A 13922-nucleotide genomic window follows, 5' to 3' on the forward strand; every position below is an offset into this window, starting at 1 on the left:
GTCTTCTTACGCCCGGCGAAAGTGTTCTGCCCGTAAAAGCTGCCGAAAGGGAACTTCCGGGGCAGGGACAACCATGAGCAGTCAGACGGCAGCGGCAGTCTCGCGGGATCTTGCTCCGCAGCAGACGAGGGGTTCGGCGACCGCGGTCAACCCCGCTCGTAGCGGCGAGGGGTTTGCCGAAAAGCTGCGCTCCGTCGATACGCAGGGCCTTGCGACGGCCGTGCTGCTCGAGGGGCCTTCCTCCGGCCTCGGCACTGCATTGTCGCCGGACCAGTTCGAAGCATTTCACCCGTCCATCCAAAAGGCGGCTGCGCGTCCGCGCGTGATGATGCTGGGCCTGCGTGGAATACCCGATGTGCAGGGCGGCGTCGAAAAGCATGTCGAGATGCTCTCCGCCAGGCTCGCGGCCCTTGGCTGGGGTGTCGACGTCATCGGACGGCAGCGCTACCTCGCGAAGGCCTCCTCCTATTCCTGGAGCGAAATTCGCGTCTTCCCGCTCTGGGCACCGCGGTCGATGGCGCTGGAGGCAATCGTCCACACCTTCGTCGGCGTCTGTTTCGCCGCGCTGCGCCGGCCGGACGTGCTGCATATTCATGCGATTGGCCCGGCATTGCTGGTGCCGCTGGCACGACTCCTGGGCCTGAAGGTGGTGGTGACCCATCACGGCTATGATTACGACCGGCAGAAATGGAGCACTTTCGCGAAACGCATGCTGAAGCTCGGTGAGCGCATGGGCATGCGGCTTGCGCATGGGCGCATCGGCATTTCCAAGGAGATCGTGGAGACGATGGGCGAGCGCTACGGGGTGCCGGTGGATTTCGTCCCGAACGGCGTCGCAATTTCTCCTTGGCGCGGCGAATCGGGCATACTCGATGAGTTCGGTCTGACGCGCCGCCGGTACATTCTGCTTGCGGCGAGGCTCGTTCCGGAAAAACGCCAAACCGACCTTATCCGGGCCTTCGCAGGTCTCGGCGATACGGACGTCAAACTTGTCCTGGCGGGGAGCGCCGAGTTCGAAACGCCCTATGCGGCTGAGGTGAAGGCGTTGGCCGAAGGCGTGCCCGGCGTTGTCCTGACGGGCTTCCAGTCGGGTCACAGGCTGGCCGAACTCTTCGCCAATGCGGCTCTTTTCGTCCTCCCATCGAGCCACGAAGGCATGCCGATCGCCCTCTTGGAGGCGATGGCCCATGGCTTGCCGGTGCTCGCCAGCGACATCGTCGCCAACCGCGAGCTCGCCCTCGCCACCGACGACTATTTCCCGCTCGGCGACATCGATGCCCTTGCCGCCGCCATCGTCAGAAAAATAGCAAATCCCCCGAGTGACGACGCGGTCAGCGCGCAGATCGCTCATGTGGAATCGGCCCATAGCTGGGCGAGCGTCGCGCAAAAGACGCTAGCGGTCTATCGGGCGCTGGCAAGATGATCTTCGCGAAGCGCCGAGACGGGCGCAAGAAAGCGATCATGAATTTGCGGCGCGCGGCTGCGATCCTCGCGTGGTTCCTATTGGCGTTGATCGCCGTCTCGACTCTGTCGCCGATCGCCATGCGTCCGCATATCGGCACGTGGGTTCACGTCGAGCGGTTCGGTGCCTATGGGCTGGTCGGCTTCCTCTTCGCCGCCGCCTATCCGCAGCGCATTGCCCTTGTTCTTGGTCTGGTGTTTGGAGCGGCGGTTGGCTTCGAATTGCTGCAGATGCTGTCGGCCGATCGCCACGCGCGCGTGGGCGACCTTGCGGTCAAGATGGCCGGCGCAGCATGCGGCGCCGGTGCAGCCTGGTGCGCCGCCCGCCACGGGCGGCAGTTACTGGCTGCGAAGTAAACCAAAACGCAAGCCATCGCAGGTAGAAAGTTCGGCTTAGTGCATTTCGGCGGCATGGTGTGGCGAGCGGAAAGCCGGCGCACGCTATCTGGGGGCCCTCTTGGCGATATCCGTCATTATCAAGACCTTGAATGAAGAAAAGCGAATCGCCGCAACGATCGAGAGCGCCCTGACGGCACTCCAGCGCCGGGGCGGCGAGGTCATTGTCGCGGACAGCGGCTCGTCGGACTCCACCATCGAGATCGCCGCACGATATCCGACCGTCATCGCGCAGATCGTGCCGCCGGCGCTTCCAAGTTGCGGCATCGGGCCGCAGCTCGGCTTCCAATATTCGCGCCATGACTATGTCTGCCTCATCGACGGCGACATGCTGCTGGATGCGGATTTTCTCGACGAGGCCGTCCGCTTTCTCGAAGACCACCCGACCATTGCGGGCGTGACCGGTCACGTCGAGGAGATGCACGTCGCGAACCTCGAATTTGCGCGGCGCGTCAACCGCAACGCTCCGGAAAATCGGACGGGACAGATCGACCGCATGAATGGCGGCGGACTTTACCGGCGCAGTGCCATCGAGGACGTCGGCTACTTGTCGGACCGCAATCTGCACGGCTATGAGGAGTTCGATCTCGGCATCCGGCTGAGAAGCGCCGGCTGGGGCCTTTACCGCCTCGATCGGCGCTTCGTCCAGCATTTCGGTCACACGGTCAATTCCTACCGGCTGCTAATGCGTCGCTGGAAGAGCAAGTATCTCTACGGCATTGGCGAGCTCCTGCGCGCCTCGCTCGGCAAGCGCTATTTCCCCCAGCTTCTGCGCGAACTGCCGGAACTCAGGCTGTGGGGGCTTGTGCATCTCTGGTGGCTGTTCTGCCTTTGCCTTATCGTCTTCCTGTCGGACAAGCTTGTCGCCATTGGCATCGTGCTCGCCATGATCGCGGGTGTCGTTGCCCTGGCAGGCATTAAGAAACGCAGCCTCAGCATGGGTCTCTACACGGTCGTCGCCTGGTTCTTTCACGCGGCGGCGCTGCCCGTCGGAATGCTCAGAAGCCGTCGACGACCGGACAAGTTGATCGAGAGCAGAATCCTCAGGAAACCGGCGTGACGATGCGTTTATTGCTCGCTGCCGCGGCGATCTTCCTCGGCTGCTTCATGCCGCCGGCGAATGCTTCCGACCAGTGGGTGCCGGTCCGCGACGTTTCGCTAGAAGTCCAACCGGGCAGCCCGCTCGATTTTTCCAGCTTTCTGCCGAATGGCGTGATCGACGCGGATCATCGCCTTGTCGCGGGAGAGGGAGGGCGGCTGGCGCATGCGCAGTCGCCGAAAAAGCCGCTCAGGATGCTCTGCTCCTCGCTCGCCTGGAGCCCGGCCTCGGGCGGTTTCCCGGATCACGAGGGGGCGGAGCGCTACGCCCGACAGTTGGCGCTTCATGGCTACAACATCGCGCGGCTACATTTTACCGATGCGAGCCTGATGTTCGGCCGGCAGAAGGACTTCGACTTCGATCCGGAGACCCTCGACCGCATCCACTACCTGCTCGCGGCGCTGAAGCGCAACGGCATCTATTGGATCATCGACGGGCTTTCGTCGCCGCGCGGAGCCTATGGCGGTCATGACGACCGCTGGGAGGCGAATGGCGATCTCAAGCTGCGTCTGCACCTCGATGAAGAAGCATTCGTGCATTGGAAGAGGCTGCAGGAGACGTTCCTGGGGCGGGTCAATCCCTACACCGGCATCGCGCCCATCCGCGACGATGCGCTGGCGCTGGTGATCCTCGCCAATGAAAACGGCATCGAATTCGACAGCGTCGTGCATGAGCGGCCGGGCGAACCCGCCTATGAAAAAGCGCTTGCTGCACCCTTTAACCGGTGGCTCGCCAAGCGCTACGCCTCAACCGACCAACTCGCGCAGGCCTGGGGAAAGCTTGGCGACGACGAACGGCTGGAAACTGGCACAGTGAGGCTTCCGCCCGATCGCTACGCCGACAGCCTCCGTATGCGTGACCTGCAGGCATTCTTCACTGAACTGGAGCGGGCATCGGCCACCCGGATGAGCCGGTCGCTGCGCGATCTCGGCTATAGGGGCCTGATCAGCGCCTACAACAATTGGCCGACGATCCAGACCGCGCTGAGCCGGCGCGACGTCGAAGCGATCGCCATGAACACCTATCACGACTGGGTCGGCGGCTATGCCCCGGGAAGCGCCCTCCTGCAGGTGAGTTCCATTGCCGACGGCGCCAACTACCTCAGGATGATCGCCGCGGCGCGCTGGATCGGAAAACCCTTCATCGTCAGCGAGTACGACCACCTGTTCTGGAACCGCTACCGCTACGAGGCGGGTCTGGTCATGCCGGCCTATGCGTCGCTGCAGGGGTGGGACGTGCTCTGCCGGCATGGCCACGGGCCGATCGTGCTTGCCTACGGGGAGCCCTATCCGCACAAGCGCGCGATGCTCCCCTATGCGATTGCGCTCGACCCGGTGGCGCGGGCCGGCGAAACGCTGGCCGCCCTTCTTTACCGGCGCGGCGATGTGGCGACCTCCGGCCTCACCGTTCCGTTTGCCGTGCGCGGCGAGGATGATCTCGGCGAGGATATGCAGGCCCGCGAGCCGGAGCGCCTCACCGAGCTCGCCTTGACCGGCGGCATCGGCCTCGTTCCTGCCGACAACATCGACGACCGTGTCGGCGTGGCGCAGTCGCGGACGCAGGCAGCAGAGGAAATACTGACGGCTCTTCGCGACAGCGGCTCGCTCTCTGGCATCAATCAGACCGACACGGAAGCGGGCCTCCATGAGAGCGACACCGGCCAGATCCGGCTTGATCGCCGCGCCGGGCAGTTGCGGGTCTCGACGACGGCAACGGAGGCGGCGGCATTCTCGTCGTTGCGCGAGCCGATCGATCTCGGCATTCTCCGCATTGAGCAGGCGGATGGCGACGGCCTCGTCGCCCTTTCGGCGATTGATCGTCATCCCTCGCTCGCACAAAGCCGCCGCATGCTGCTGATCTTTGCGACGGACGCCCAGAACAGCGGCATGATTTTCAGAGACAGCGAGGAGAAGGTCATCGAGGATTTCGGCAGCCTGCCTGTGCTGATCCGCAAGGGCAATGTCGATCTTGCGCTTAAGAGAAGGGCCAAATGGAAGATATCTCCCGTCGGACTGGACGGCACCGTCTATCCGCCGGTGCGCAGCGGCGCCGGTTCCATCGCCTTCCGCCTGTCGAATGATACGCCCTATGGGCCGACGACCTATTTCCTCTTGGAGCTCGAGGACGGCTGAGTTCGCCGCGCACCGAGTTAGCGATTGCATTTCCCGCCTCAACCTGATTTTGGTCCGCCACTGAGGGCGGTCGAACGACGCTGTCGGTCCGTGAGATGCATGGAGTGTTGTGAAGCGATGGACAGCTTGCCCGAGATTGGCGGCAAGACCTGGTGGCCGAAGCCCGGCAGCCGCCTCGGTGCGACATTCTTCGTGCGTAATGCATTTCCCTGGCTTGGGCGTTATTTCGGCGGCGGGCCGCTCGCCTCGACGCTGTCGCCCGGGATCGAGGGCATCATCTCCTGGGGCGGGCGCATCCCCGCAAAGGCGGCGATGGCGGTCGCCCGCGTGCGGCGGCTGCCGCACTGGCACCTCGAGGACGGCTTCCTGCGTTCGGTCGGTTTGGGCAAGGATGGTGATGCTCCCGTCTCGATCATCGCCGACGACCTGGCATTGCCGGTCGACGGCGGCCAGGCTTCGCGGCTCGAACTGCTGATCGCCGAGGCGGCAGGCGGCGGACATGACGCGTTGGGCCAGCGCATCCGCGAGCGAATGGTCGAATACAGGCTCTCCAAATACAACAACCTGCCGCATCGCCCGCCGTCGATCGTGCCGAGCGGCCGGCGGCGCATCCTGCTGGTCGACCAGGTCTTCGGCGATGTTTCGGTGGGGCGCGCGCTCGGCAGCCGCCGCTCGTTCGACCGTATGTTGGACGATGCGCTGGCAAGCGGCGCGCAATGTGTCGTCAGGACCCATCCGGATGTGATGGCGGGCTATCGCAAGGGGTACATCACGGAACGCGCCGCCAGCACCCCCGGCGTCATTCTGCTCGCCGACAAGGTCTCGGTCGCCTCGATCCTCGATGTCGTAGACGAGGTCTGGACCGTTTCGAGCCAGGTCGGGTTCGATGCGCTGTTGAGGGGATTGCCGGTGCGCTGCTACGCGGTGCCCTTCTACGGAGGATGGGGGTTGACGGAAGACCGGGTGAGCCCAGGGGCTGAATTCGCCTTGGCCCGGCGAGCCGTAGCGAGGCCGACGGCCGACCAAATCACCGCTGCCGCCCTCGGGCTCTATCCAAGCTACCGCGACCCGGAAGATTGGCGGCCGATGGATGTCTTTACCGCAATGGACCTCCTACATCGCCTCGTGTCATTGGACGTGCAAAGGTCGCTGTAACACTCGATCGGCGCCCTCAACCCCCGGTGCCTCCGACAGGCGCAAAATGGTTGGGCGGTATCCCGCTTTCCACACATTTGTATCGATTTAATCCACGGCTGCTGCCCTCTTAACCATTCTGCAATCATGGAATGCAACTAATTATTGTGGCGCGGGCGTGGTTGCCCCTGCGACGACGGAGATTTGGCACCGCGAGGACTCGCGCTGTGAGACACCTTTCACGCGTGCCCACAAAGTTGATTTCTGCATTTTTCGAGGGTCCCCTGCGGGACAGACATTTTTAGGGGCAGACAAATGAAACTCAACATTGCACGCGGCATGATTGTGTTCGGCGGAATCATCGCGGTCGGACTGCTGGTCTCGATCGGCATCAAGACATACGCCTTCGACAAGCTCAGGGTGAACGGGCCGGTCTACACCCAGATCGTTTACGGCAAGGATCTCGTTGCCGACATCCTTCCACCGCCCCTCTACACGGTCGAATCCTATATGCTCGCGATGGAGGCGGTCGCCAGTCCGGAGCTCGCCGCCATGAACCAGGAAAAGATCGGCGCGCTGAAGCGCGCCTATGACGAGCGGCGGGTCTACTGGAAGTCCTCATCGGCGCCGGAGGCCCTGATGAAGAAGCTGGAAGATGGGGTGCTCGCCAGGGCCGATCTCTTCTGGCAGGTGATGGAAGAGCGGTTCCTTCCTGCGCTGCAGGCAGACGACCTTGCCGGGGCCGGTCAGGCCCTGAGCACCTTGAAGGACAGCTTCCATCATCACGAGGTTGCTGTGAACGAACTCGTGCAGATGGCTGTCGCTTTCCAGGCCGGCGAGGAAGCGGCTGCAACGGTGGATACGGACCGCCTGTCCATGGCGGCGACGGCAAGTTCGGTGATCTCGGTGCTGCTGCTTGCCGCCGGCCTCTGGTACTTCCGTCGCCGCGCCGTCCAGCCGCTGGCGGCGATGTCGTCCTATATGGAGACGCTCGCCGGCGGGGACTACAGCCGGACGGTACCGTTTTCGGATCGCACGGATGAGATCGGCGCGGTGGCGAAATCCGTTGCCGTCTTCCGCGAGGCGGCCATCGAGCGCCGCAGCATACGAGAGCGTGCGGAGGAAGAACGTCGCCGCCGGGACGAGCAGGAGACGGCGCTCCGCGGGCAACAGGCAGCGGAGGAAAGGGATCGGCGTGCCGTCATCGATCAGCTCAGCGGCGGATTGGGGCGCCTGTCGTCCGGCGATCTCACGGCGCATATCGACGCCGGCTTCGCCCCGGAATTCGAACGGCTCCGCAGCGAATTCAACGGCAGCGTCGAGCAGCTTGCCGAAGCGATTTCCGGTGTGCTCCAGGCAACCGGCCGGCTGCGCTCCGGTTCGTCGGAGATTGCCAGCGCGACCGACGATCTGGCAAAGCGCACCGAACACCAGGCCGCGTCGCTGGAGCAGACCGCCGCCGCCTGTGACGAAATCACCGCCACGGTGCGCACCTCGCTGGAGCGTGCAAGGGAAGCAAGCCTGGTGATGCGCACGGCGAAGGACGGCGCGGAACGCTCTGCGGCCGTCGTCCGCGATGCGGTCGCCGCCATGGAACGGATCGCCGGCTCCTCGACACGCATCCGGCAGATCCTCAATGTCATCGACGAGATCGCCTTCCAGACCAACCTGCTGGCCTTGAATGCCGGAGTCGAGGCGGCCAGAGCCGGCGAGGCCGGCAAGGGATTTGCGGTGGTCGCGCAGGAGGTTCGGGAACTCGCCAGCCGCTCGGCTGCCGCAGCCAGGGAAATCAAGCAGCTGATCGAAACCTCGGCCCGCGAGGTCGCCGACGGTGTCGAACTGGTCAACCGGACCGGTTCGGCACTGACGGGCATCGAAGGGCATATGCAGCAGGTAAGCGGCCTGATCGGCACGATCGTCACCGCGGCCGACGAGCAATCCTCCGCCCTCGACGGCATCAACGCCGCTCTGCAACAGATGGACCAGGTCACGCAGCAAAACGCAGCGATGGTGGAAGAGACGAATGCCGCCTGCCGCACCCTCAGCGAAGAGGTGCTCGATCTCGATCGGATTGCGGGACGGTTTCAGATAAGCGCCAACGCCGGGTCGCTGCGCCGCGTTGCCTGAGCCGCGTAGTGCATCGGCCCAAAATCGGAATCAATTTTCGGAAAGCACGATACGTAGATTCATAGTGTTACGCGTCCGGCGCGTCTGAAAAGACGCATGGCGCTGTAACGGCTGCGGCTGGGAAGATCTTTGTCCTTGGAACAGTCGGCGCCAGTGGGGTCTCTGATGGGTGAGACGCTTCGCAAGCTTGCAGCTGAGCGGCACGTGCCAGCGGCAAACCAAGCCGCTGGCACGATACCCAGGGCATCATGCCCAAGGCTGCCCTGCACCCACGAGAGGGAGTGTAAGCGGACTGACCGCCGCTAGGCTATAGTCGAAGATGATATCCATATCCGCATTGCGAAGAAGGTATACGGTTCACGCAAAATAGCGCGGTGCGGCTTCTGAGAACGTGAGGTGTACAGTAACAATCAACAATAGGATGCAATTTCTCTTTATGTATATTATTTCGTGTACTAATGCTCAGGTAAATGTCGTGGCACAAACGTGTCTAGTCTGCGTCTGTATTACGGCACGCAATCCCGAGGCGATTACTCGCATCTGTCGACCGGCGTTCGGAACAGTTGAAGTCCTCAAGAAACACACTCCGGCGAGGGGTCACGGCCGTATGAAGCCTAACTGTAGGTGATCATGTTGCCGTTTCGCGGCCGGATGAAGAAGTGCTGGTCATATTCGTAAGAGCCGCCGCCCGTGAAACTTTCGAAAAGACCTGAGAAGATCGTATCCAGCTTGTATTGGACGCGAGTCACCACCAGTTGCACGTCCTCGATGCGCAGTTCCTCGGGGACCTCGACGGGCGAGTCCTGCCCTGAGGAGAGGGCGGTCGTGCCGTAGGCGGCAGACCAGTTCACGGTCGCCTTGCCCTTGCTGTCGATGTCGAGAACGCAAAGAACGATCGCGAGTTCGTCGGTGTCATAGGGCTGCACGATGGTGCTGACGCCGTCGAGGATCGATTCGACGCTCGCCTCCGTCCAACTGCTTTGCATGGCGATGATCTCGCTGCTCGTCGATGCGATCTGATTGACCTTCCTACGAACCGTCAGGCCTTGGCCGAGGTCGACCAGCCCGGCGAGCAGCAGCAGCAGGATCGGAAAGAGGAAAGCGAACTCGATCGCGGAAGCCCCGTCGCGGTTCCGCAGGCAATGCCGCAGAAGGGCGACTGTTCTCTTGGCGATCGGTGTCATACGGGCATCCTCAGAAGGGTTCATTGCGCAGCAGGACGGAGGCGCCCATCAGGTAGCTGCCGTCCGCGAGTGTGGAGCTCGAAAGCGAGTAGAGGCTGACGATCGGCTTCCACGGGAGGAAAGCCTGGACCATTACGTAGTCGCTCCCCTTGCCGATTTCGAAGCCTTCGGTAATCGAGACGGCGCCGCTGCTGTTGATCGCCTTCATCGCGCCGGAAGAGGACGTGTCGGTGAGCGTGTCGACGGCCACCAGCAGCTTGTCTTCGCAGTCGAGCACATAGAGCAGGTTGCCGCAGACCTCCGTCTTGAAGCCGGGGAGGGTCATGTTCTCTGCAGTGGCCTGGCCCGTCCTGATCAGGCGAGCGGCCTTGTGAACCGCCGCATCGAGGGCCGTGTCGATGAAGAACATCGCCGCACATTCCAGAATGCCGAAAATGATGGTGAACAGTGGCAGGGCGAGGAGCGCGAATTCAATGGCGGCAACACCCGACCTGTCGCGCAGCAGCCGGCGCAGAAGCGTGATCTTCGAACGGCTCGTCATTGGGTGAGCCGTACCGAAGTCAGATATTGGTTGAAGAGGGTGGAAAGCCCGGCGGTGATCTCGTCTTCCGAGGCGGCGGAGATGAACAGGTCGGACGAGGAGGCACAGTCCTGCAGCGCGATCGGGATGTAGTCGTGTCTGGTGGTGCTGCTGCTCACGCCGCTATGCAGCGTGCCGCCCCATGTCGACGTCCACCTGCTCTTCGCCATCGTGTCGTCAAGGGTGTCGTTATATCCCCAGTCCTCTGGGATGGCGAGGTACTCCGTATAGAGGACGGCCACTGTGGCATCGTCATTCTTGAGATACCCACACCAGTCTGGGTTGAGAGGCGCCACAATTCCCCAATTCTTGCCGGAGTTGGAGGTGTGTCGGCTACAATTTCCCACGGAGTTAGTCTGGAGACATTTTGCTTTCTTCCAGTCGACGTTGTTGATGACCCAGTTGCGGCTCGACTGGACGCCATCGGTCAACAGAAGGACCAGTTTGAGCGGTGAAGCGGCCGACGTGCCGTCGCCGGCGGTCCCCACCTTCTTCTGAAGAGCCTTCAGTGACGTCTTGAAATCGGTCGTCGAGGTGGACGTGGCGCTCGTTAGTCCACTAGCGTCATCGGAAAGCTTCTTTCGCGCGGTGCTGGTTGAGTATGTTGGGGCGAGGGCCTCTGTAATAGTGTCACCGAGACTGTATAGTCCGACCTTGATCCTCGCATGGTCCTCATCCGCCGCGTCGATCATGTCGAGTACCTCTTCAACGGCGTCGAGTGCGACGTCCGTGCGGAGCTTCACGCCGAGACTCTCAATGTAGGCGTAATAGCTGGGGGCCAACACGGACCCGGTCATATTCTTCCTAACTTTTTCGCTGTCTTCGGTGCTGTGGCAGGCAAATTCACACCTTATGTTCGGGTCAGCGCGCAACATCAGCTGGTCTTCACTCGTCGCCGCAAGCAGCATCGACGGCGACTTGTCGATGACGATGTAGACTTCGAGGTAAGAAGTAGCCGGCCCCTCGATGGCGCTGACGACGCCGACCGGAACGGTCTTGATGTCCGCCAGGGTCATGACCGTCGTCGGCACAGTCCCACTCGCCGAAGCGGTGATCGTGTGACCGGTCTTGTCGACCTTGATGTCCGTCAGGTCATAGGTGGCGTTCTGCTTCTCCGACTGGGCATCGAACCACTCCTTCATCTTTTCGACGATTGCGTCCTCGTCGTAGTCGTCGATCTCCTTGATGGCCGCCACCAGCGCCGCGTCGAGGTCGGATTGCATTCTGCTCTGGATGTTGTAGGCGCGCGTATAGTCGAGCCCGGCTCCGACGGCGAGAAGCATGGGAACCATGCAGATTGCGACCGTCAGCGCGACATTGCCGCCCTTGTCGCGGACAATGTTTGCCATTCGGCCGGTGATCAGCTGACGGAATAGGCCGAGATCGAAATGCATGTTAAGTGACCAGCTTTGTTACTTCGCGTGCCGATCGTGCATTGCAAATATTATTCGTGAGTAAATTAGCGCCGTCTGCGGCTGGCCGATTGGCGCGCGCCTATCCGGATTGCGCAGGAAAGCAATGCGGGCGGTCAGAACGGCGCCGGCGATGACTGAGATGGGCGGGCGGGAGCCGCTCGGCGGTCAGCGGCTGCTGTCGGTCGATCGTGACGATGCCACGCCGGCACCGCGCCGGCTATGGAGCTTGGCCGTTTCGGATGGCGTCTGACCGAAGGCGTCATGATAGATCGCGGAAAACCGCCCCATATGGGTGAAGCCCCAGGCGCGTGCCACCTGCGCGATCGAGAGTGCGTTGGCACTGTCGGAAAGCGTCTTGCGAACACCTTCAAGCCGCATCTGCCGAAGAAAATTCAAGGGCGTGGTATCCTTGAACTGCTGAAAGGCCGTCTGCAGGGCACGCACGCTCGTGCCGGCCTCTCGGGCGATTTCGGCGACGCTCATGGGCTCGGCGATATTGGCAACCATGTATTCGATCGCCCGTTTCAGGTTTCGTGGCATGGCGGGGGACATTGGTTTTTGCAGTCGCGCGCTGTAGTTGTGGGGGACCGATTCAAGAATCATGACCATTGCTGCCTGGAAAAGATGTGTCGTCGCCGTCGTTGACACCCGGTCTTCGCCGTCGAAACAATCCCAGAGCAGGCTTCCGAGAGCTGCGAGCCTGGAACCGACGGCCGAATCCGTTTCCAAGGTCGCACAAAGGTCGATGTCTCCAAGAACCGGGGCGTCGAGGAGCTGGCTAAGCTGGCGGACCATCGCCGATTTCTCAAACGCGATGCCGATATGGCCGCGATTCTCGTGAATCGTTAGCTTTTCGAATTGCGCCATATTGCCGACCATGGCCGTACCAGGTGTCGACAGAAGGCGTTTCCGGCCGACATCGATCTCCATGGCGCTCGAATGTGGCAGGTAGAGCACGAAGGCATCGGACGGCCGCGAGAACGTGACTTTCATGCCCGAATGGCACATGCCCGCCCAGATGCTGAACGGCCCGGCAGAATAGTGGCGATCCTCGACCGAGATGTGCCCGCCGACTTGCAAGGGTTCAACCTTCGCGGGCGACAATGTCCTTGCATAATGCTCTGACATTTCGTCGGCATCTGCTTTGACAATGCGGAAAGCCGGTCGCTGAGGAACGTACCTCATCAAGTTTCCAAAAAACCAGCGGCGCCATGCCGCTTGGCGCCTCGAATGACATTTTTTGGTCTCAGCTTCACGCCACCTCCTTTTGATGGGTACTCGCCTTGTCCCGCATTTATCGTACAAATAGAACGTATATTAGCTATGGCGTAAACGGTTATGTGTACCCGCCTATCCAAAAAGCGAAAAACGCAGCCGGATTTCGCAGAAATTGATCGCCGGCGCCGGATGAGCGTCACGCTTCACAGGTGGCGGGCACAATCGAAGCGCGGACGAGGCTCGCCCACTGATCGAGGGCGCGGGCGGCGGAATGATGCGACCGGCAGCGCGTGGGTATTGATCCAATCGCGGCATCGCGACGCCTATTGCAGTTGACCGCGCGGGCAGTTCATCCTCACTCCAAATCGGCAATCAAGGAACATTCAGCTCCGTGTGATGAGCGTCACGTTCACCGCCGAAGGATCATTGCAGACGGAAAGCGTCGCCATCGGGATAAGCCCTGCGCTATGCGGATACTGGAGCAGTTGTTTCCGTATGTCTTTTGTAAGCCGTCCGACATATTCAAGGAAGTGGTGATTTTAAGTTGAAAACTACTCCCGCAGGCCCTGGCTTCTACTGAACGTGGTGTCCTGCGGAGCAATCCATAGCGCTTGATTGAACGCAGGACGCTCCAACAAGGTGGGAACGAGAACGAATGCAGGTCAGACCGAACAAGAAAGAACCCCGCGCAATCGACATCCATGTGGGCAACCGCATCCGATTGCGCCGATTGGCTTTGGATTGGAGCCAAACGAAGCTCGGCGAGGCGCTCGACGTCAGTTTCCAGCAGGTGCAGAAATACGAAAAGGGCCTGAACCGCGTCGGGGCGAGCCGCCTTCAGCGTGCCGCCGAGGTCCTGAGCGTGCCGGTGTCCTATTTCTTCGAAGGCGGCCCGGAGAGCACGAACGCTGCGGAGCACAATGGCGCCGCGGTAACCTCCAGCGATGAGATGCTGCAGTTTCTCGCGACCGAGGAGGGCGTGGCTCTAAACCGCGCCTTTGCCCGCCTCAACGATCCGCAGGTTCGGCGGAAGATCGTGGCACTCGTCAAAGCCTTGGCGCCGACGGCGGAAGAGGCACCTATAGCAGCGGAATAAGGCCACCGGCACCGTAGCCAATCACGACTTTCTCGAGCTACAGCGCACCATCGAAGATGTGGGCCGCCAGTCAGGCGTTT

The 13922-nt window shown here is 61.8% G+C and carries 11 protein-coding genes; 7 read left to right on the forward strand and 4 right to left on the reverse strand.

Annotated elements, in window-relative coordinates; all coding sequences use genetic code 11:
- Positions 1-73: 73 nt before the first annotated feature.
- The 6 genes from ATC00_RS24490 to ATC00_RS24515 all read left to right on the forward strand — a co-directional run bounded on the left by ATC00_RS24490 (position 74) and on the right by ATC00_RS24515 (position 8349).
- Positions 74-1423 carry a glycosyltransferase family 4 protein gene (locus ATC00_RS24490; protein WP_082912545.1) on the forward strand — a complete coding sequence of 450 codons (1350 nt, stop codon included), beginning with the start codon at positions 74-76 and terminating at the stop codon, positions 1421-1423.
- Positions 1424-1461: 38 nt separating this feature from the next.
- On the forward strand, positions 1462-1818 hold the full coding sequence (locus tag ATC00_RS24495) for a VanZ family protein (protein ID WP_052035381.1): 357 nt from the start codon (positions 1462-1464) through the stop codon (positions 1816-1818).
- A gap of 100 nt (positions 1819-1918) precedes the next feature.
- Positions 1919-2917 carry a glycosyltransferase family 2 protein gene (locus ATC00_RS24500; RefSeq protein WP_064254746.1) on the forward strand — a complete coding sequence of 333 codons (999 nt, stop codon included), beginning with the start codon at positions 1919-1921 and terminating at the stop codon, positions 2915-2917.
- A 2-nt stretch (positions 2918-2919) separates the two neighbouring features.
- A complete protein-coding gene (locus ATC00_RS24505) occupies positions 2920-5088 on the forward strand; it encodes a tetratricopeptide repeat protein (protein WP_064254747.1) in 2169 nt (722 codons plus the stop codon).
- A gap of 117 nt (positions 5089-5205) precedes the next feature.
- On the forward strand, positions 5206-6243 hold the full coding sequence (locus ATC00_RS24510) for a capsular polysaccharide export protein, LipB/KpsS family (protein ID WP_064254748.1): 1038 nt from the start codon (positions 5206-5208) through the stop codon (positions 6241-6243).
- A gap of 294 nt (positions 6244-6537) precedes the next feature.
- On the forward strand, positions 6538-8349 hold the full coding sequence (locus ATC00_RS24515; RefSeq protein ID WP_064254749.1) for a methyl-accepting chemotaxis protein: 1812 nt from the start codon (positions 6538-6540) through the stop codon (positions 8347-8349).
- A 614-nt stretch (positions 8350-8963) separates the two neighbouring features.
- Here ATC00_RS24515 and ATC00_RS24520 read toward each other — a convergent pair.
- The 4 genes from ATC00_RS24520 to ATC00_RS24535 all read right to left on the reverse strand — a co-directional run bounded on the left by ATC00_RS24520 (position 8964) and on the right by ATC00_RS24535 (position 12713).
- The gene (locus tag ATC00_RS24520; protein WP_064254750.1) at positions 8964-9533 is read right to left on the reverse strand and encodes a TadE/TadG family type IV pilus assembly protein; all 570 of its coding nucleotides are present in this window, start codon (positions 9531-9533) and stop codon (positions 8964-8966) included.
- A 10-nt stretch (positions 9534-9543) separates the two neighbouring features.
- Positions 9544-10074, reverse strand: coding sequence for a TadE/TadG family type IV pilus assembly protein (locus ATC00_RS24525; protein WP_064254751.1), 531 nt, complete (start codon positions 10072-10074; stop codon positions 9544-9546).
- On the reverse strand, positions 10071-11507 hold the full coding sequence (locus tag ATC00_RS24530; protein ID WP_064254752.1) for a TadE/TadG family type IV pilus assembly protein: 1437 nt from the start codon (positions 11505-11507) through the stop codon (positions 10071-10073). The genes ATC00_RS24525 and ATC00_RS24530 overlap by 4 nt, the downstream gene beginning before the upstream one ends.
- A 186-nt stretch (positions 11508-11693) precedes the next feature.
- Positions 11694-12713, reverse strand: coding sequence for an AraC family transcriptional regulator (locus ATC00_RS24535; protein WP_064254753.1), 1020 nt, complete (start codon positions 12711-12713; stop codon positions 11694-11696).
- Positions 12714-13401: 688 nt separating this feature from the next.
- Between ATC00_RS24535 and ATC00_RS24540 the strand changes: the two genes are divergently transcribed.
- Positions 13402-13842: a helix-turn-helix domain-containing protein gene (locus ATC00_RS24540; RefSeq protein ID WP_064254754.1), complete on the forward strand. Its 441-nt coding sequence runs from the start codon at positions 13402-13404 to the stop codon at positions 13840-13842.
- Positions 13843-13922 lie beyond the last annotated feature (80 nt).

This window comes from Sinorhizobium americanum (assembly GCF_001651855.1).
Lineage (GTDB): Bacteria > Pseudomonadota > Alphaproteobacteria > Rhizobiales > Rhizobiaceae > Sinorhizobium > Sinorhizobium americanum.